This is a genomic window from Halogeometricum sp. CBA1124, from assembly GCF_009741955.1.
Classification (GTDB): domain Archaea; phylum Halobacteriota; class Halobacteria; order Halobacteriales; family Haloferacaceae; genus Halogeometricum; species Halogeometricum rufum.
This window is the reverse complement of the sequence record NZ_WPCD01000017.1, coordinates 1-17943: the sequence shown is the minus strand read 5'-3', so window position 1 is coordinate 17943 and position 17943 is coordinate 1. Positions and strand designations below refer to the sequence as shown.

19 protein-coding genes and 2 pseudogenes are annotated in these 17943 nt (G+C 67.9%); 8 read left to right on the top strand and 13 right to left on the bottom strand.

Annotation, left to right across the window (positions count from 1 at the left end; translation table 11 throughout):
* Positions 1-73: 73 nt before the first annotated feature.
* The 6 genes from GJ632_RS21910 to GJ632_RS04235 form a co-directional block, all read right to left on the bottom strand.
* On the bottom strand, positions 74-649 hold the full coding sequence (locus GJ632_RS21910) for a hypothetical protein (RefSeq protein WP_197427877.1): 576 nt from the start codon (positions 647-649) through the stop codon (positions 74-76).
* 106 nt (positions 650-755) lie between these two features.
* On the bottom strand, positions 756-929 hold the full coding sequence (locus GJ632_RS04255; RefSeq protein WP_191452188.1) for a hypothetical protein: 174 nt from the start codon (positions 927-929) through the stop codon (positions 756-758).
* Entirely contained in the window at positions 926-1663 is a 738-nt protein-coding gene (locus GJ632_RS04250; RefSeq protein WP_191452187.1) for a hypothetical protein, read from the bottom strand. The genes GJ632_RS04255 and GJ632_RS04250 overlap by 4 nt, the downstream gene beginning before the upstream one ends.
* A gap of 68 nt (positions 1664-1731) precedes the next feature.
* On the bottom strand, positions 1732-2196 hold the full coding sequence (locus tag GJ632_RS04245; RefSeq protein ID WP_191452186.1) for a histidine kinase: 465 nt from the start codon (positions 2194-2196) through the stop codon (positions 1732-1734).
* 164 nt (positions 2197-2360) lie between these two features.
* Positions 2361-2861 carry a histidine kinase gene (locus GJ632_RS04240; RefSeq protein ID WP_191452185.1) on the bottom strand — a complete coding sequence of 167 codons (501 nt, stop codon included), beginning with the start codon at positions 2859-2861 and terminating at the stop codon, positions 2361-2363.
* Positions 2862-3027: 166 nt separating this feature from the next.
* A complete protein-coding gene (locus tag GJ632_RS04235; RefSeq protein WP_191452184.1) occupies positions 3028-3948 on the bottom strand; it encodes a mechanosensitive ion channel family protein in 921 nt (306 codons plus the stop codon).
* Positions 3949-4187: 239 nt separating this feature from the next.
* Here GJ632_RS04235 and GJ632_RS04230 point away from each other — a divergent pair.
* From GJ632_RS04230 to GJ632_RS04220, 3 genes and pseudogenes are all read left to right on the top strand, one after another.
* Positions 4188-6343, top strand: a pseudogene (locus GJ632_RS04230) (ATP-dependent DNA helicase).
* A 93-nt stretch (positions 6344-6436) separates the two neighbouring features.
* The gene (locus tag GJ632_RS04225) at positions 6437-6916 is read left to right on the top strand and encodes a hypothetical protein (protein WP_197427876.1); all 480 of its coding nucleotides are present in this window, start codon (positions 6437-6439) and stop codon (positions 6914-6916) included.
* Between the two features lie 156 nt (positions 6917-7072).
* Positions 7073-8431 carry a cytochrome P450 gene (locus tag GJ632_RS04220; protein ID WP_191452183.1) on the top strand — a complete coding sequence of 453 codons (1359 nt, stop codon included), beginning with the start codon at positions 7073-7075 and terminating at the stop codon, positions 8429-8431.
* Positions 8432-8458: 27 nt separating this feature from the next.
* Here GJ632_RS04220 and GJ632_RS04215 read toward each other — a convergent pair whose 3' ends face one another.
* A complete protein-coding gene (locus tag GJ632_RS04215; RefSeq protein WP_089803837.1) occupies positions 8459-8971 on the bottom strand; it encodes a 2'-5' RNA ligase family protein in 513 nt (170 codons plus the stop codon).
* A 73-nt stretch (positions 8972-9044) separates the two neighbouring features.
* The gene (locus GJ632_RS04210; protein WP_089803836.1) at positions 9045-9242 is read right to left on the bottom strand and encodes a hypothetical protein; all 198 of its coding nucleotides are present in this window, start codon (positions 9240-9242) and stop codon (positions 9045-9047) included.
* Between the two features lie 105 nt (positions 9243-9347).
* Here GJ632_RS04210 and GJ632_RS04205 point away from each other — a divergent pair, with 105 nt between their 5' ends.
* A complete protein-coding gene (locus tag GJ632_RS04205; RefSeq protein ID WP_191452182.1) occupies positions 9348-10481 on the top strand; it encodes an SPFH domain-containing protein in 1134 nt (377 codons plus the stop codon).
* Positions 10482-10540: 59 nt separating this feature from the next.
* Positions 10541-10699 carry a hypothetical protein gene (locus tag GJ632_RS21905; protein WP_197427875.1) on the top strand — a complete coding sequence of 53 codons (159 nt, stop codon included), beginning with the start codon at positions 10541-10543 and terminating at the stop codon, positions 10697-10699.
* Between the two features lie 283 nt (positions 10700-10982).
* Here the strand turns inward: GJ632_RS21905 and GJ632_RS04200 are convergent.
* Together GJ632_RS04200 and GJ632_RS04195 are read right to left on the bottom strand one after the other, a co-directional pair.
* Positions 10983-12066, bottom strand: a pseudogene (locus GJ632_RS04200) (sulfite exporter TauE/SafE family protein).
* 253 nt (positions 12067-12319) lie between these two features.
* Entirely contained in the window at positions 12320-12703 is a 384-nt protein-coding gene (locus GJ632_RS04195; RefSeq protein WP_191452181.1) for an NUDIX hydrolase, read from the bottom strand.
* Positions 12704-12849: 146 nt separating this feature from the next.
* Between GJ632_RS04195 and GJ632_RS04190 the strand changes: the two genes are divergently transcribed.
* Positions 12850-13452, top strand: a complete 603-nt coding sequence (locus GJ632_RS04190; protein WP_197427874.1) for a DUF3426 domain-containing protein — start codon at positions 12850-12852, stop codon at positions 13450-13452.
* Positions 13453-13649: 197 nt separating this feature from the next.
* On the opposite strand, the gene uvrB is transcribed toward GJ632_RS04190, so the two are convergent.
* Positions 13650-15752 carry an excinuclease ABC subunit UvrB gene (gene uvrB, locus GJ632_RS04185; protein ID WP_089803831.1) on the bottom strand — a complete coding sequence of 701 codons (2103 nt, stop codon included), beginning with the start codon at positions 15750-15752 and terminating at the stop codon, positions 13650-13652.
* 146 nt (positions 15753-15898) lie between these two features.
* Between uvrB and GJ632_RS04180 the strand changes: the two genes are divergently transcribed.
* Positions 15899-16174, top strand: coding sequence for a hypothetical protein (locus GJ632_RS04180; RefSeq protein ID WP_191452179.1), 276 nt, complete (start codon positions 15899-15901; stop codon positions 16172-16174).
* Between the two features lie 65 nt (positions 16175-16239).
* Positions 16240-16749 carry a hypothetical protein gene (locus GJ632_RS23025; protein WP_231751330.1) on the top strand — a complete coding sequence of 170 codons (510 nt, stop codon included), beginning with the start codon at positions 16240-16242 and terminating at the stop codon, positions 16747-16749.
* Here the strand turns inward: GJ632_RS23025 and GJ632_RS04170 are convergent.
* Together GJ632_RS04170 and GJ632_RS25175 are read right to left on the bottom strand one after the other, a co-directional pair.
* Complete coding sequence (locus GJ632_RS04170) at positions 16698-17315, bottom strand: transcription antitermination protein (RefSeq protein WP_191452178.1); 618 nt, start codon at positions 17313-17315, stop codon at positions 16698-16700. The genes GJ632_RS23025 and GJ632_RS04170 overlap by 52 nt on opposite strands.
* Before the next feature lie 128 nt (positions 17316-17443).
* Positions 17444-17943: M24 family metallopeptidase (locus tag GJ632_RS25175; protein WP_343161015.1), on the bottom strand; the 500-nt coding region annotated here is incomplete at its 5' end.

Sequence of the window (17943 nt, the reverse complement as noted above, 5' to 3'; positions counted from 1 at the left end):
CCGTCGGAGAAAGCGCGGACGCGCGGCGGATGGGACCGGACGGGCGACGCCGAGCGAACGGCGACGGTGCGGGCTACTTCTCGCTGTGCTCGTCGTCCGCGTCGGCGTCCGATTCGTCCGCTTCGTCGGCGTCTATGCCATCCTCGGTATCGGCGTCCGGTTCGTCCATCCCGTCGCCGTCTGATTCGTCCGTCCCGTCGCCGTCCGGTTCGTCCACCACGTCGACGACGTCCACGTCGTCCGAGTCGGCGGCCGTCTCCCGGTACGGGTCGACGACGTCCACGTCGTCCTGCGAACCGACGACGTCGACGGCGTCGTCCGAATCGGTCAGCGTTTCGGACTCCACCGCCGCGGACGACCGGAGTTCGTCGATGTCGACGGGGGCGTCTAACGCTTCCTCGTCGACCGCCGCTTCGAGCGTCGCCCTGTCCGTCACCGCCGAGAGGCCGTCCTCCTCGACGGCGCGCGTTATCGTCTCGGCGTCGACGGCCGAGGTGACGTCGCCGGACTTCGTGAGCGACTTCAGCGCGCGTCGCACGGCGACGTAGCCGACGAGTGCCGCCCCGCCCGAGGCGACGGCGCCGGGGGCGCCGAATCGCTTGTAGCCGAACTTTGCGGCCCGCTTGCCGAGCGCGTAGGCACCAAACATGGGCTTCGTGTTCGGCCCGCGACACGCAAGAGGCTGTTTGCGTCCCGAAGTCAACTGTCCGCGTCGGTGACCGCTTCGGGGCGTCCGCTCGGCGTTCGCTCGTCCGCTACTCCTCGGTCGCCCACGCCGGACGCTCGACGGTGACGGTCCCGGTTTCGACGGCGTAGCGGTAGGTGGTGGTGGTGGCGTCGCCGCCCGCCTCCGTCACGGTGAGGAGCGCGCGGTGTTCGACGACGGTGCCGTTCGGCGCGACGAGGACCTGCGACCGGAGCGCGGTCACGTCGCCGTCGAGTTCGCCCTCGGGGCCGAACAGGCCGCGCGCGCCTCGGCGTCGGCTTCGAGGACGACGAGCGTGCGCCCGTCGCGGACGACGCTGCCGACGGGTTCGTGCGCGGCGTTCTCGACGAACATCGCCACGTCGCCGTCGAAGCGGAAGTCGTCCGGGACCGACGAGGCGTTCGGCGTCCGTTCACCGCTGCGAACCCACGTCTCGCCGTCTCGGACCGTCCGGACGAACAGTCGGTCGTCGGTCAGGTACACCTGTCTGTCGGGACCGCCGGTGACGTACCGGAGGAGCGCCTCCGAGCGATTCGCCGTCACGCGGGCGTGGACGCTCCCGGACGTGGTCTGCGCCGCGTCGGCCGACTGCCCCGTGGTGTTTCGCGTCACGACGAACCCGGTGTCGGCGAGCGACTCCCCGTGGGCGGCGAGGAGCGTGTCGGCGTCGACGCCCGACTCGTTCACGCCCGAGGGCAACGCGGCCGGCAGCGACGCGTTCCACTCGACCCACTCCACGTCGGCGGCCGCGTCGGGGTCGGCCGTCTCCGTCGGCGACGCCGTCGACGCGGCGGAGTCGGGCACGGCGGACTCTGCCTCGGTCACCGTCGACTCCGTCACCGATTCGGTCACGGGCGGTTGCTCGGTGGGCGCCTCCTGCGACGACGAGAGCGCGCCACAGCCGGCGAGCAGGAGCATCGCTGCGACTGCGAGGGCGGCGAACGACCTGGGAACCATATCCCCGGTCCGTCCGCCGGTGTGAAAAGTGTCGGGTCAGAGAGAAGACTGGCCGGGAGACCGACGACTCAGAGTCGGTCCCGGACCGCGGGGTAGGCCGCGCCGAGGACCGCGCCGTAGACGACGTGGCCGACGAGGCTCGTCACGTTCACGTTCGGCAGGGGCGGGTTCGCGGGCGACCCGACGACGGAGAGCCAGACGGGCATGACGAGGACGGCGAGGACGACCCAGAGCACGACGCCGTAGGCGACGCCGAGTCCGAGACTCGTGCCCGTCGAGAGGTTCGGTCGCGTCGTCGCGACGGCGGCGAAGACGACGCCGAGAACCGCACCGTGTGCGACGTGGATGGTGAAGCCGGCGAGGCCGCCGCTGAGGAAGTACATCGACGGAATCGCCACTTCGAGGACGGGCCGCATCTGCATCACCATCAGGGCCCCCATCGCGATTCCCGCGGCGACGCCGGCGAAGACGCCCGCCTGCCAGTCGCCGTTCGAGGTCGATTCGACCGTCTGTGTGGCTGTCTCGGTTGCCATGCTATCCAGTAGCGTGCACCGACCGCATAACGTCATCTCGGCGCGGTGTCTCCGCCGCACGATGGGGATAGCTTTACGTCGAGAGGGAGAGAATATTGCCGGTTAGTCGGTAGCGGTGTCGGAAAAACGTAATGTACGGTTCTGGAGGTGTTCGGGCCGGGCGCTCACCGGCGCAGCAGGGGGTACGCCGCGCCGAGGACGATACCGTACAGCGCGTGGCCGGCCAGGCTGATGGGGTCGAACGACGGGAGGGGCGGCGCGCCCGCGAAGCCGACGGCGGAGAGCCAGACCGGCATCACGAACGCCGCGAGGACGACCCAGAGCACGACGCCGTACGCCGCGCCGGCGATGGTCGCGCGAGTCAGGTTCGACCCGAAGTCGGGGCGCGCGCGGACGATGGCCGCGAACGCGACGCCGAGAATCGCGCCGTGGGCGAGGTGGACGAACGTCCCCGCGGCGCCGCCGGTGAGGCCGTACATCGCGGGGATGGCGGCCGTCAACGCACCCGGTGCGACGATGGCCATCACCGCGCCGAACGCGATGGCACCGAGCAGACCCGCGCCCACGCCGGCCTGCCAGCTCTCGACTCCGGTGAGTATCTCGGGCTGTTCGTCGAGTATCTGTTCGCCGCCTTCGACCGCACCGCCGGTAGCTTTCGTGGACATGACAGGTCCTAGAGGTTCCCCGAGGAGAAAACCCTCTCTCGGTCAGGTCCGCGGCGCGCACACGAGAGTGCGGGAGCGCGAACCCGGGACGAACGTACGCGACGGGGGGACAGTCCGGCGCAACGGCAGGACAGGGGAGAATCGACCCGCGGCGCGGAGTTCCGCGTCAGTCGTCCGTCGCGGGCGAGGCGGACGACTCCGTCACCGTGGCCGTCGTCTCGACGGCGCCGGTGAGTTGGCGGTACGGGTACGGCATGTCGATGGTCTCGGCGTCGAGACGCTCTTTGACCGCCTGCACGAAGTTCGAGCGAACCCGCGCGAAGTCGGCGCGCGAGGGGTCCGAAATCCAGAAGCGCGACTGGAGGCCGACGTAGGAGTCGGCGAGTTCGGTCACCCGGACGTCCGGCGCCGGGTCGTCCATGATGTCGGGGTTCGAGCGCGCCTCGTCGACGATGACGGACTTCGCGTGGTCGATGTCGTCGTCGTAGCCGATGCCGAAGACGAACTTCTGCCGGAGTCGGTCGTAGGCGACGGGGTTCTTCACCGCGTTGTTGGCGAGTTCGGCGTTCGGCACCGTGATGCGCTCGTTGTCGAACGTCTTCACGCGGGAGACGCGCAGGTCGATGTCCTCGACGCGCCCCGACATGTCGTTCCACTCTATCCAGTCACCCACCTCGAACGGCTTGTCCTTCAGGATGAACACGCCGGCGACGAAGTTCGCCAGCAGGTCCTGCGCGGCGAAGCCGAGTGCCAGCGCCAACGCGCCGCCGAGCGTCGCGAACGCCGCGATGATGCTGCCGAACCCGGCGACGGTGAACGCGACGGCGAGGGCGAGAAGCAGCGCCAGCGCGCCGAACACGCTGTCGGCGAGACTCCGGACCGTCTCGTCGTACCCGCGCTCTCTGAGCACCCGGTTGGCCAACGGCACGAGGACGACCCGAGCGACGAGCCAGACGACGACGAACGCGAGGACGAACGCGACTACCTTCCCGACGAGCCCGCCGTACTGGGCGAGCAGTTCGTTCAGCGAGTCGGGAATCGGGTCCGCCTGTAACGGGGCCACCGGCAGGCCACTGGAAGCGTACATGTTGCACACAGTGGTAATTGCTAGCACATAAAAACAGTTGTGACCGTTCTGGCCGGGTCGGGGCGGCGAGGGCGGCGATTTTCGGGCGGGCGACCCCGGCAACGTCGCTCGCGGGGGCCAACGCTCCCCGCCGGCCGTCCGGCGCGGGCGTCGAACGAAACCCGTCGGAACGCGTACCCAACCGGGAGATTATAACCGATGGGGCGTTAGGACGCACCGTGGCAGAGACGAGCGGACACATGCGGTTCTTCCCGTACGACCGCCCGTACCCGAACCAGGAGGAGGCGATGGACGGCATCGCCGAGGCCCTCGAATCGGAGCGCGACGTCCTCGTCGAGGGGGCGCCGGGGACGGGCAAGACGCTCTCGGCGCTGGTTCCCGCCCTCGAGTACGCCAGACGGGAGGACAAGACGGTGGTCATCACGACGAACGTCCACCAGCAGATGCGCCAGTTCGTCGAGGACGCGCGGGCCATCACCCGCACGGAGCCGATACGCGCCGTCGTGTTCAAGGGGAAGTCGTCGATGTGTCACATCGACGTGGAGTACCAGGAGTGCCAGACGCTCCGTGACACGACGCGGAGCCTCGTGGAGAAGGAGGAGGACGTCGCGGAACTGTCCGAACAGGCCGACGCGCTCGTAGACCGGATGCGGCAGGGCGAACAGGGCGCGGCGGACGCGCGGACGGCGGTGACGGACGAACTCGACGAACTCGAAGACGAACTCGACGACCTGCGGGAGGGGAACGTCTGTGAGCACTACTACAACAACCTCACCGAGGACACCGAGGCGTTCTTCTCGTGGCTGTTCGACGACGTGCGGACGCCCGAGGAGATCTACGAGTACGCCGACGAGCGGATGCTGTGCGGCTACGAACTGCTGAAGGAGGGGATGGAGCAGGTGGACCTCGTCGTCTGCAACTACCACCACCTGCTCGACCCGAACATCCGCGAGCAGTTCTTCCGGTGGCTGGACCGCGACCCGGAGGAGGTCATCACCGTCTTCGACGAGGCGCACAACATCGAGTCGGCCGCCCGCGACCACGCGAGTCGCACGCTCACGGAGAACACGCTCGAGAGCGCGCTGAGCGAACTCGACGACGCGGACGACTCCCGCGCCGACGCCGCGGAGAACGTCCTCGGGGCGTTCCTCGACGCACTCCGGGAGACGTACGACGACGCCCTCGGCTTCGGCGAACACGAACAGGTCGGCGACAACTGGTACGACCTGCCCATCGCCAACCACGACAGGCGCGACGACCTGACGCTCGCCTTCCTGGACCGGTACGAGGGCCGCGGAATCAGCACGGAGGCGGACCTCGCCCTCCAGTTGGGTAAGCGCCTCGACGACGAGTACGAGGAGGCGTACAGGGACGGCGAGACGACGACGCGCAAGGAGTGCCAGACGCTGCAGGCCGCCGAGTTCGTCGCCGCGTGGATGGCCGACGGCGCGAAGTTGGGCCAGCACCCGATGTGTTCGGTCCGCCGCGACGGCGGTACCGAGGAGGTGTACGGACGCGCCGAACTGTACACCTGCATCCCGCGGGAGGTGACCGAGACGCTGTTCGAGGAGGTGCACGCGAGCATCCTCATGTCGGCGACGCTCCGGCCGTTCGACGTGACCGAGGACGTGTTGGGCCTGTCGGACCCGGCGACGATGGCGTACGAACTGGCGTACCCCGAGGAGAACCGGCGAACGCTCGCGGTGCAGACGCCCGCGCTGTTCAGTTCCGAGCGCGAGGAACCGGCGACGCAGGAGACGCTGACGCAGGTGTTGGCCGACGCCGCGCGCTTCACGCCCGGGAACGCGCTCGTGTTCTTCCCGTCGTACGCGGAGGCCGAGCGATACCACGAGCGACTGCAGTCGCGGATGGACGTGACGGACCGCCTGTTCCTCGACGAGGCGGGGACGCCGACGGAGGAGATACGGTCGAAGTTCGTCGCGAGTCAGGGAGCGGTGCTGCTCACCTCGCTGTGGGGGACGCTGGCGGAGGGGGTGAGCTTCGACGGCGACGACGCGCGAACCGTCGTCGTCGTCGGCGTGCCCTACCCGCACCTCTCCGAGCGGATGGAGGCGATTCAGGACGCCTACGACCGGGTGTACAGCGGTCGTCGCGAGGCGGGCTGGCGCTACGCCGTCGAGATTCCCACCATCCGCAAGACCAGACAGGCCCTCGGCCGCGTCATCCGGTCGCCGGAGGACTTCGGCGTCCGCGTCCTCGCCGACAAACGTTACACGCGGGCGAGTTCGCAGATGGGCAAGTACGGCGTGCGGTCGACGTTCCCGTCCGAGGAGCGCGCCGAACTCGTCGACGTTCCCGCCGAGAAGCTGAAGTTCGCGATGCTGAACTTCTACACGACCACGACGCCTACGACGGCGAACCGCCGCGACCCTGACGGAGTCGAGCGCACGGGGCGGCGTCGCCGTCCGTCTCAGCCGGTGAGAATCGGGTGCGGCCGTTTTCGTCCGAGAGCACCTCTCTACACTTGGTGAAGGACATGACAGAGACCACGTACAGGGACGACGGTTCGGCCGGCACGACGACCGACAGCCAGCGCCGCCTCCGACCGATTCGGCTGGCCGCCGCCGCCGCGGCCTGGGTCGGTCTGGTGGTCGTCGCGCTCCTCAACGCGACGTTCCGAGAGGTGGTCCTCGCGCCGGCCGTCGGCGACTACGCGGGGCACGTGCTCAGTACCGTGTCGTTACTCGCGGCTCTCGCGGTGGTGGCGTACCTCTACTTCGACCGGTACGCGGGCCACTCGGCGAGAGAACTCGTCGCAATCGGGCTCCTGTGGGCGACGCTGACGGTGCTGTTCGAGTTCGGGTTCGGCCACTACGTCATGGGGACGCCGTGGAGCGTGCTCCTCGCGGACTACAACCTGCTGGCCGGTCGGGTGTGGGTGTTCGTCCCCATCGCCATGGCGACGTACCCGTTCCTGTTCGGCCGACTGTTCGAGCGACGGTCGTGAGCCTCCGACGACCGCGTTGCTTCGCACTCGCGGTCGCATCGGCCCGGATTTGTCCGGTCGAACGCGCCCGAACGACGCGGTCGGGCGCGTCGGACTGTCCTGTCAGATTCTAGCACATCCGAGTCGTTCATACGCGTCCGCGCTAACCCCCATCCGATGAGTACCCGACCCCCGGGGCCCAAGGGCGTGCCGTTGTTCGGAAACAGCCGACAGTACGCCAAGGACCCCTTCACGTTTCTGACGCAGGTGTCGGAGGCGTACGGCGACGTGGTGTACTTCGGACTCGGTCCGCTGGACACGTACATGCTCACCAACCCCGCCGACATCGAGCGGGTGCTGGTGTCCGACGACGCGAAGTACCACAAGCCGGACTTTCAGGACGACGCCATCGGGACGCTCCTCGGTGACGGACTGCTCCTGAGCGAGGGGGAGACGTGGCGCAAGCAGCGCGAACTGGCCCAACCGTCGTTCGACCCCCGGCGCATCGACTCGCTCGGGGAGACGATGACCGAACACGCGACGGCGATGGTCGACGGCTGGGCGGACGGAGAGGTGCGCGACGTGCAGTTGGAGATGGCCCGCGTCACGGTGAAGATAATCGTGGACGCGATGTTCGGGTCGTCGCTCCCGGACGAACGCGTCCGCACGGTGCAGGAGAACCTCGAACCCCTCGGCAAGCGCTTCGAGCCGGACCCGATGCGGTTTTTGATACCCGACTGGGCGCCGACGCGGGAGAACCGCGAGTACAAGGAGTCCATCTCGATTCTGGAGGGCGTCATCGACGACGTGGTCGCCGAACGCCGCGGCACGGAGGACGACCCCGCGGCGGCGGTGGCGGGCGAGGACGGACCGCCAATGGACCTCCTGTCGGTCCTCCTGCGCGCGAAGAACCGGAACGAGCAGACCGACCAGCAGATACGCGACGAGATGATGACGATGCTGCTGGCGGGGCACGACACCACCGCGCTGACGCTGACGTACGCGTTCTACCTCCTCTCGCAGCACCCCGAGGCGGAGGCGGCGGTGCAGGCGGAGGTGGACGAGGTGTGCGGCGGCGAGACGCCCACCGTCGCCCACGTACGGCGGTTCGACTACCTCGAACGCGCGTTGCAGGAGGCGATGCGGCTGTACCCGCCGGTGTACGTCATCTTCCGGGAACCGCAGGTGGACGTGCGCCTCGGCGGCTACCGCGTCCCGGCGGGGTCGGCCATCATGCTCCCGCAGTGGGTGGTCCACCGGTCGCCGCGGTGGTACGACGCGCCCGACGAGTTCGACCCCGACCGCTGGCTCCCCGAACGCCGCGCGAAGCGGCCGCGCTTCTCGTACTTCCCGTTCGGCGGCGGCCCGCGGCACTGCATCGGCAAGCGGTTCTCGATGATGGAGGCGCAACTCATCCTCGCCACCGTCGCGCAAGAGTACGAACTCGACTACGTGCGCGACAGACCGTTCGACCTCCGCGGGTCGCTGACGATGCACCCCGAGGAGCCGATGGGAATGCGACTGCAACGGCGGTAGGCGTCGAGCGTCGGCGTCACCGCATCGTCACCGAAGCGGGATGCGCGCGGCGTCCTCGCGGTACCGCGAGTCCCAGACGCCCACCTCGCCGACGGTCCAGCGAATCTCGTCTATCTCGCGGTCGGCGAGTGCCGCGGCGTCGTCGATGCGGCCGCCGCGAGCGAGGGTGACGTGCGGCGTGTAGTCGTCGCCCTCCATCTCCGGCACCGTCCCGAACGACTCGCAGAGTCGCCCGTGCAGGTCGTACAGCCCCGAACTCTCGACGCGGAGGTAGACGACCGGTCCCTCGCCGCGGGTGGGTCGTTCGAAGTAGTCGATGCCGTCGACGTGCGCCTCGAACGGAGCGACGCCCCGGAGCGTCTCGCGGAGGCGTTCGCGGAGACGGGGGAGCGAGTCCGCGTCGGGGTCGAGGCTCGTGTCGAACCGCTTGACGACGAGCGAGTGGCGTTCGCGGATGCTGTCGAACGCGGTCAGCGCGGGGTGGAGGTCCGCCGCGAGGCGTTCGACCTGACCGGGGACGGGCACGTTGAGGCTGAACACGTCCGAGCGTCGGCGTCGGCGGTGAAAAGTCGTCGGATTTGTCGGGCGGACCGCCGTCGACGGGGTCGGAGGCTCAGAGGCGGTCCAGCAACCAGAGGACGATGAGAGCGACGACGACGAGGCCGAGGAGCGGTCGGAGCGGGCCGAGGAGGTGTCCGAGGATGCCGAGGACGCCACCGACGATTTCGAGGACGAGCCAGACGACGACGAGAACCAGAATCAGCTTCAGGAGGTCCTCGACGTCGACGTCGCCGCGCGTTCCGGGGAGCATGTGCGTCGAATAGTCCCCGAACTCGAAATGTCTTGTGGGAGCGACGGTTTCAGGCGCGTGTGAACGAGGGACGTAGCTTAATGTCGTCGGCACTAAGAGACGGGTATGGCCAACCTCTTTCGCGAACTCGGGCGCATGTCCGCACAGGGGCCGCCGGACTGGCTCCTGACCGGTGTGGGACTCGTGGCCGCGTTCGTCCTCGCGTTGGCGGTGTTCGGCCTGAACCCCGTCGCCCTCGTCGGTGTCCTCGCCCTCGTCCTCCTCGTCGCGACGGTGTTCAGCGCCGTCGAAATCGTCAACGCCTACGAGAAGCGCGCGCTGACGGTGTTCGGCGACTACAGAGGCCTGTTGGAACCGGGACTGAACATCGTCCCGCCGTTCGTCTCGCGGGCGTACACGTTCGACATGCGGACGCAGACGCTGAACGTGCCGCCGCAGGAGGCTATCACCGAGGACAACTCGCCCGTCACCGCCGACGCGTTCGTCTACATCCGCGTGAAGGACGCGCGGAAGGCGTTCCTCGAAGTCGAGGACTACAAGACGGCCGTGTCGTACCTCTCGCAGACGTCGCTCCGAGCCGTCATCGGCGACATGGAACTCGACGAGACGCTGTCGCGCCGGGACGAGATAAACCGCCGCATCCACCGGGAGTTGAACGACCCGACCGACGAGTGGGGCGTCGAAGTCGAGTCCGTCGAGGTGAGCGAGGTGAAACCGTCGCCGGACGTGCAGAGCGCGATGGAACAACAGACGTCCGCGGAACGCCGTCGCCGCGCGATGATTCTGGAAGCGCAGGGCGAACGACGCTCCGCCGTCGAACGGGCGGAGGGTGAGAAGCAGTCGAACATCATCCGCGCGCAGGGGGAGAAACAGAGTCAGATTCTCGAAGCGCAGGGCGACGCCATCTCGACGGTCCTCCGCGCGAAATCCGCCGAGTCGATGGGCGAACGCGCCATCGTGGACAGAGGGCTGGAGTCCCTGCGCCGCATCGGCGAATCGCCCTCCACGACGTACGTCCTCCCGCAGGAACTCACCAGCCTCCTGGGCCGTTACGGCCGGCAACTCACCGACTCGAACGTGCAGGAGTCGTCGGCGCTGGAGAGTCGCGACTTCGACGCGGAGACGCGCGAACTCATCGGCCTCGACGACATCGAGGAGATACTCGGGGAGGTGCAGGCGTTGACGAACGGCGACACCGGCGAGGCGGAGATTCGCCTCGAAGAGGCCGAGCGGAACTGACGGGGCGCCGACGGCCGCGTCGCACAACGTTTATGAACAATCATGCACTTGGTTAGCACATGAGCCACGAACGCGGTTCGACTGGGCCGCAAGGAGCATCGGTGCCGCGACCAGAGCCTACCTCGGACGGCGTCGTCGCTCGACTGAAGCGCCACCTCCGGACGTGGCCCCGTCGCTACGTCGAGATGCGGACGGGACGGCCGTCCGAACGACGGTAGCGGACGGCCACCGGGTAGCGTCGAGTTGCGGGGCGGCCGAACGACCGACCGACGCGCGCGTCTCGCTCGTTCTGACCGTGTGACGACGACCAGCCGTCGCCGTCGGGTGGGTCCGACCCCGCCGGTCGTCGCGTTCGGCCCACACGCCTGTGCGAGTCGCGGCGGGCGTCCGACTATGACCGGCGCGGACGGCGAGAGCGTGATGCTCGACGGCGAGGGACTCGTCGACGAGGACGAAGACGGCGACCCCGACGAGAACGAGTAGTCGGCCGGCGGGCGTCCGTCAGAAGGCGTTGCCCGCGGCCATGAGGAACAGCGCGACCGAGATGACGGCGAACAGGACGCCGACGCCGTTCTTGATGGTGTCCGTCTCCAGCGCGTTCGACACGTAGGGCGCAATCTGGCCGCCGATGACCGTCGCCGGGACGGTGAAGACGACCATGTTCCACGGCGTCGTCGCCAGAACTCAGCGAGTGGCCGCCGACCAGTCCGCCGCCGAAGACGTGGACGAGAGAGGCGAGGACGGCGGTGAGTGCGACGACGATGTGGTTGGTGCCGATGGCGACACGGACGGGAACTTTCGTCCCGAGCATGGAGATGATGCCCAGTTCGCCGACGCCGAAGCCGGCCAGCCCCTGGAACAGGCCGCCGATGCTGTAGTTGCCGAAGCGACGGAGGTAGCCCCCGCGGGTGTACGTGTAGTCGTCGCCCTCGCGGTCCACCCGGGTGACGGTGCCGTCGTCGTCCGTTCGGACGCCCGCCGGGCCGAGTTTGCCGGCGTCGTTCGGCAGGTCACGGGGTTGGCCGCCGTCGGCCACCGCCTCGGAGTCGTCGCTGCTCTCGGAACCGTGGCCCAGGTCGGCGCGGAACAGCAGGTACGACGCCGCCAGCAGGGCGATTCCGAGCAGCGAGTGGAACACCACCTCGGGGATGACGAACGACAGCAACGCGCCCGCGACGACGAACGGAACCGACCCGCCGACGAGCGTCAGCGCCAGTCGCCGGTCGACCAGCCCGTACTGGACGAACGCCACCGACGAACTCGACAGGCCGAACGCCTCGCTGATGAGGCCCACCTTGACGATGGTCGCCGGTTGCAGCGGTTGGGCGAACAGCGGGAAGATAAAGATGAGGAACGGCACGAACAGCGCCGACCCGCTGATGCCGACGGTGTTCACGATGGTCGCGCCCGTGAGGAACACCGGGAACAGCCACCAGTAGTCCAGCCAGTAGTCCATTCCCCCGGCGCCGCCCGTCGGCGCGGCCAAGAGGACGCCGGTGACGAACGCCACGGGCGCGAGGAGCACGAACAGGTGCTGGTGCCTCAAGAACGACTTCTGCAGTCGGCTGTAGGAACTAGAGCTCATTGGTGTGTATCAGTGGTCCAGACCGGCGTCCGGTCGTGGCCGAGCGGAGAGAACGAGTGCGGCGTGGCTGTTCGGCGCGGCGTCGGTGCGAACAGGCATTCAGGAGATCCCCCCCGTGGGGAGCGGGACGTGACGGTCGAGTTCGACGCTCTGGTTCGTCGAAGTGCAAACCATCGTGACGCGCCCCTAACGACGAATCGGTGAAAAGTCTTGAGGTTAGAGAAGGTCATAGAGACCTAGTACCATACCCGGTTCAGCGCTCGTCGAGGGTCCGACGGAGGAGTTCGCGCTCGTTGTCGTACGTGAGCCTGTCGCAGGCGTCGGCCGGGGCGAACCAGGTCCGCTCGTCCACCTCCGCGTTCGCCCGGAACGGCCGCTCTCGAACGACCGACATCCGCCAGAAGACGACGACTTTCGGTCCCGCCGCGACGTCGTACTGCAAACGGCCGGCGACGGGTCCGAGTGCCACGTCGCACTGGGCCTCCTCGGTGACCTCTCGAAGCGCCGTCTCCACCAGCGACTCGCCGGGTTCGACCGTCCCCTTCGGCAGCACCCAATCGTCGTATCGCGGCCGGTGGAGGACGCACCGCCGCCCGTCGTCGCGTTCGAGGACACCGCCGGCGGCGAAGACGACCATCGCGTAGTCGTCGGACGGACGCGGTAGTAAACGTTCGGCCCCCGCCGACGATATACAATTTTTACGGCCGATATTAGTATAATTCATAATCTTGGCCACCGAACTTAACCCGCTCACTCCGGTACACTGAGATGCTTAGTTCGACTATGTTCCGTCGAAAATTCATCAAGGCGACAGGTGCGACGATGCTCGGAGGCGCGCTGGCGGGCTGTTCGGGCACTTCGAGTGGAAACACGGAGACAGGTGGCGGCGCCACGGAGACGACCAGCGGCGCCGAAACGACGAGCGAAGACACCGGCACGACGAGCGACGGTACCGGTACGGAGAGCGACGACCTCGGCGACCTCGACGGCGAAATCCTCGACGACGACCCCGAGGGGCTTCAGGTCGCAAACGAGGAGCTCTACGAGGAAGCGAGCGCCGTCGGTCTCCGCGGGACCGTCGAGAACACGGGCGACGTGCCCTACGAGTCCGTCGAAGTCGAAGTGACGCTGCAGGACGACCAGGGCGAAGTCCTCTACGAGTTCATCGACGAGACCGAAGAGGAGCAGGTGCAGACGCTGGAAGCCGGCGCCGAGTGGGAGTTCGACGTCGTCTTCGAGGAGGCGAAGATGAACGAAGTCCGGAAGTACACGGTCGAACTCGACGGCGACCGTGCCCAGTCGCCCGACGACGAACCGGTCGGCAACGAGACCGGTAACGGCACGGCCACCGGCACGAGCATGAACGAGACGACGACGAGTTCCTAAGCCGACGCGACTTCGGTGCGACGCGACCGACGCGCGGGCCTCTCGTTCCCAGCGTGTCACACACTTCTGCGACCCGTTCGACGGGGAGCGACGCGTCTCGCGTCCGACAGCGATGCGTTCGCGTCCAGCAGCGACGCGTCTCGCGTCCGACAACGATGCAGTCGCGTCCGACGGCGACGGTCCGCCGGTCGAGGCGGTCAGAAGTCGTCCGGCGGCGCGAGTCCGTCGTCGTCGGCGTCCAGCGGGTCCGCCTCGGGTTCGACGCCGTCTTCCTCGTCGAACAGGTCGAACTCGCGGCGGACGTCGCGGATGCGGTCGCGGATGTCCGCGGCGAGTTCGAACTCCAGGTTCTCCGCGGCCTCCTGCATCCGTTCTTCGAGGTACTCGACCTGTTCGCGCGCCTCGTCCTCGTCGGTCGGTTGGTCCGTCGAGGACCGCGCGGACCGCGACTCGCTTCCGGGGAGGTTGGTCTCGCCGACGTCCTTCTCGATGGTCGTCGGTTCGTGGCCGTGTTCCTCGTTGAACTCCCGCTGAATCTCGCGGCGACGCTGGGTCTCCTCGATGGCCGCCTTCATCGAGTCGGTCGTCTCGTCGGCGTAGAGGACGACTTCGCCCTCGACGTTTCGAGCCGCCCGCCCCATCGTCTGGATGAGCGTCGTCGTCGACCGGAGGAAGCCCTCCTGGTCGGCGTCGAGGATGGCCACCAGCGAGACTTCGGGGATGTCCAGTCCCTCGCGCAGGAGGTTGATGCCGACGAGCACGTCGATGTGACCGAGCCTGAGGTCGCGGATGAGTTCGTGTCGCTCCAGCGTGTCGGTCTCGTCGTGCATGTACGCCACGTCGACGCCGGCCTCTTCGAGGTACTCGGTCAGGTCCTCGGCCATCCGCTTCGTGAGCGTGGTCACGAGCGTCCGTTCGTCGCGTTCGATGCGTTCGTCGATGCGGTCCATCAGGTCGTCCACCTGCCCCGTCGCGTCGGCGAGTTCCACCTTCGGGTCGACGAGGTGGGTGGGGCGGACGATCTGCTCGGCTATCTGCTCGGAGTGCTCGCGTTCGTAGTCGCCGGGCGTCGCGGAGACGTACAGCGTCTGGTCGGTCTTCTCCTCGAACTCCTCGAACGTCAGCGGCCGGTTGTCGTACGCCGTGGGGAGGCGGAACCCGTTCTCCACGAGCGAGTCCTTCCGCGCCTTGTCGCCCGCGAACTGGCCGCGAATCTGCGGGAGCGTCTGGTGGGACTCGTCGATGACCGTCAGGAAGTCGTCCGGGAAGTAGTCGAGGAGCGTGTACGGCGGGTCGCCGGACTCCCGGTTCGACATGTGGACCGAGTAGTTCTCGATGCCCGAACAGTAGCCCGTCTCCTGCAGCATCTCGATGTCGAACGTCGTTCGCTCCTCGATTCGCTGGGCGGCCACGAGGTCACCCTGCCGTTCGAAGTAGCGGACGCGGTCGTGCATCAGTTCCTCTATCTCCGAGATGGCCTGTTCCAGTTGGTCCTCGGGGATGGAGTAGTGCTCCGCCGGGTGGATGATCACGGCTGGTTCGGTCGACTTGACCTCGCCCTGTAGCGGGTCGAGCTTCTGCATCCGGTCCACCTCGTCGCCCCAGAACTCGATGCGGACGGCGTAACGGCCGTACATCGGGAACACCTCGACGGTGTCGCCGCGGACGCGGAACGTCCCCTGCTGGAAGTCCACGTCGTTTCGCTCGTAGTTCAGGTCCACGAGACGGGCGAGCAACTCGTCGCGGTCCATCCGGTCGCCGACCTCCAGTCGGAGCGACATGTCGGTGTAGTTCGACGGGTCGCCCAGCCCGTAGATGGCCGAGACGGACGCGACGACGACGACGTCGTCGCGGGTGAGGAGCGACCGGGTGGCCGAGTGGCGCAGGCGGTCTATCTCCTCGTTGATGGACATGTCCTTGTCGATGTACGTGTCCGTCTGTTCGACGTACGCCTCCGGTTGGTAGTAGTCGTAGTAGGAGACGAAGTACTCCACCGCGTTGTCGGGGAAGAGGTTCTTGAACTCCTCGTACAACTGCGCGGCGAGCGTCTTGTTGTGCGCGATGACGAGCGTCGGCTTCTGTACCTCTTCGATGGTCCAGGAGACGGTGTTCGTCTTCCCCGACCCGGTGACGCCGAGGAGCGTCTGCTTCTCCATCCCCTCCTCGAACCCGCGGGCCAACTGCTCGATGGCGTCGGGTTGGTCCCCGGCGGGGTCGAACGGCGCGTCGACGCGGAACTCGCGGTCCACCTCGGGATGGTCCGGCGTCAGGGCGCCGCCGGAACCGGACGTATCACTCATCGTTCGGTCAACGTGGCGGAGGCACTTTAGCCGCGCGGTGGTGGAACCGTCTCGCCCGTCTCAGCGGCTGAGCGGGGGTGCAGGGAGGGAGACGGAAAAGTCGCTCGTCGATCTAATTAATCGAACACATTCGCTCGATTTTAGTGGTGAGCTTGTTTCAATCATCTTCGACGGAGAGCGAGACCGAACTCGAACAGACGGCAGACGACGTCGCACAGAGCGTCGAGACGAACGTCGAGGAAGACGTCGAGGAGGCGAAGGGCAGCGACCTGTTCCTCTTCGGGGCCGTCGCGTCCATCCTCTACTCGATGTACCAGTACTACGTGAAGGGCGACACCGAACGGGCCCTGTTCGTCGGCCAGTGGCCGCAGACGATACTCGCCGTGGCCATCTACCTGCGCCACCGCCGAGACGGCGACTGAACGGGTGCGGACGGTTCGCCTCGACGACCGGCCGTTTTTTGCTCGGAGCCGACCTCTCTTCTCGCATGACGCGTGACTTACTCGAAGCGGCGAGCGACGACCTGACCGCGGCGGCGGAGGCGGCGGAGGGCGACCTGAGAGAACGCATCGAGGGACAGGCCGAGACGCTCTCGAAACTCGCCTCGGCGGACCGCGGCCCCGACCACGGCCGACTCGCCCGGCACATGAACGCCCTCGCGGAGATAGCCGACCAGTCCGACGGCGGCGTCCGAGAGAAAGTCGAGTCCGCCCGAGACAAGGTGTCGGAGTACCGCGAGGGCGTCGCGGGCGCTGAGAACGGTTCTCGGACCCCTCCGTTTCGCGTGGAGACTGAGAACGGTTCGCACGAACCGAGAAGCGACGAGAACGGGAGACTGCGTCGCGTCGGGAGTCGGTCACGAGGAGACGCGGACCGGAAACGAGGGGGTCGGCGGGCGGGGGTGTCGTCCTCGGCGACGCTGCCAAGCCTCGGGAGAGGACCCGGTCAGCAGACGTTCTTCGGTTTCACGCCCATGCTCTCCAGCGTCTCGACGTAGTCGTCGTAGGCCGCCTCGACGACGGCGGCGGCGGCGTCGCCCGCGGCGTCCCAGTCGTCGTCGCTCTCGCAGACGTCGTCGAGGGTCTCGACGACTCGGTCCCGTTCGTCCTCGACGGCGGTGCGGAGTTCGCGGAACTCCGCGGCGGCCTTGGGGTCGGCGTCGCCGACGAAGAAGCCGACCATCTGCCCGGCGTACTCGGCGACGACGAGGTACCGGCCGAGGAGGCCGCCGAGGCGGCCCGGCGTGTCGTCCTCGAAGGCGAGGCGGTCGTAGAGGGCGGGGTCGTCGCCCCGTTCGTAGCCGTCGGGTTCGACCGACTCGGCGTGGTCGCGCGTCTCCTCGGCCAGGTACGCGAGGAGAGAGGCGGCGTCGCCGTGTTCGACCATCGCCCAGTCGTCCAACAGGTCGGCGGCGGCGTACTGGTCGTCCGCGGCGGCGGCCCTGACGGCGTCGGCTTCCATCTCCCCGGCGGTGAGGGCGTACAGGGCCTTCGAGGACCCGAGGCGGGAGAAGGCTGTCTCGTGGTCGTCGCGAACGCGGTCTGCGAGGTCGGTTCCGTCCATACCCCGTGGTACGACGCGTCGCCGCTTGTAGCCATCGTTGAGGTTCGACACCCGTAGCCATTTGACGGTTCGGCGAGACGACACGACCGTGAACGTCACGACCGCCCTCCGCGCCGGCGGCCGACTGCTCACGGAGCGGTCGGCGTCGGTCCTCCCCGTGTACCTCCTCGCGACCGGACTGTACGGCGTCGCCCGCGTCCCACTCGTCCTCGCCGGGATGGCCGCGTCGCCCTCGTCGCGGCGGACGGCCGCCTCGGAGCCCTCCTCCGCGAACTCGACGGCCTCGACGCCGACTCTGTGGACCCGCAGTCCGTCTCGCCGGGACTCGTCGATGCGATGCAGAGTCTCGTCTCGGCCGACGTTCTGTTGCTGGTCGCCGCCGGCGTCCTCGCGTCGACGCTCCTCGCCGTCGTCGTCTCCGGCGCGGGACTCGCGGACGCTCTCCTCTCCGGCGCTCGGACGCTCCGCCGCAGGCTCTGTGCGTCCGTCGGTTCGCCCACGGAGAACGTCCGGTAGTAGCAGGAGCGGTAGCCGAGGTAGCCGATATTGTAGAAGTCGGCGTACACGAGGTCGCCGGGGCGAATCAGTCGGTCCGTCGTGTTCGCCTGGTGCTTCGGCCACGCGTTCG

Bases quoted from the DNA above. Each gene is read 5' to 3' on its own strand.
- GJ632_RS04240 (WP_191452185.1), bottom strand. From the start codon at position 2,861: ATGTCCACGAAAGCTACCGGCGGTGCGGTCGAAGGCGGCGAACAGATA.
- GJ632_RS04195 (WP_191452181.1), bottom strand. From the start codon at position 12,703: ATGGTCGTCTTCGCCGCCGGCGGTGTCCTCGAACGCGACGACGGGCGG.
- GJ632_RS04170 (WP_191452178.1), bottom strand. From the start codon at position 17,315: ATGGACGGAACCGACCTCGCAGACCGCGTTCGCGACGACCACGAGACA.
- GJ632_RS04190 (WP_197427874.1), top strand. From the start codon at position 12,850: ATGTTCCGTCGAAAATTCATCAAGGCGACAGGTGCGACGATGCTCGGA.
- GJ632_RS21905 (WP_197427875.1), top strand. From the start codon at position 10,541: ATGAGCCACGAACGCGGTTCGACTGGGCCGCAAGGAGCATCGGTGCCG.
- GJ632_RS04210 (WP_089803836.1), bottom strand. From the start codon at position 9,242: ATGCTCCCCGGAACGCGCGGCGACGTCGACGTCGAGGACCTCCTGAAG.
- GJ632_RS04205 (WP_191452182.1), top strand. From the start codon at position 9,348: ATGGCCAACCTCTTTCGCGAACTCGGGCGCATGTCCGCACAGGGGCCG.
- GJ632_RS23025 (WP_231751330.1), top strand. From the start codon at position 16,240: ATGACGCGTGACTTACTCGAAGCGGCGAGCGACGACCTGACCGCGGCG.
- GJ632_RS04245 (WP_191452186.1), bottom strand. From the start codon at position 2,196: ATGGCAACCGAGACAGCCACACAGACGGTCGAATCGACCTCGAACGGC.
- uvrB (WP_089803831.1), bottom strand. From the start codon at position 15,752: ATGAGTGATACGTCCGGTTCCGGCGGCGCCCTGACGCCGGACCATCCC.
- GJ632_RS04235 (WP_191452184.1), bottom strand. From the start codon at position 3,948: ATGTACGCTTCCAGTGGCCTGCCGGTGGCCCCGTTACAGGCGGACCCG.
- GJ632_RS21910 (WP_197427877.1), bottom strand. From the start codon at position 649: ATGTTTGGTGCCTACGCGCTCGGCAAGCGGGCCGCAAAGTTCGGCTAC.
- GJ632_RS04220 (WP_191452183.1), top strand. From the start codon at position 7,073: ATGAGTACCCGACCCCCGGGGCCCAAGGGCGTGCCGTTGTTCGGAAAC.
- GJ632_RS04250 (WP_191452187.1), bottom strand. From the start codon at position 1,663: ATGGTTCCCAGGTCGTTCGCCGCCCTCGCAGTCGCAGCGATGCTCCTG.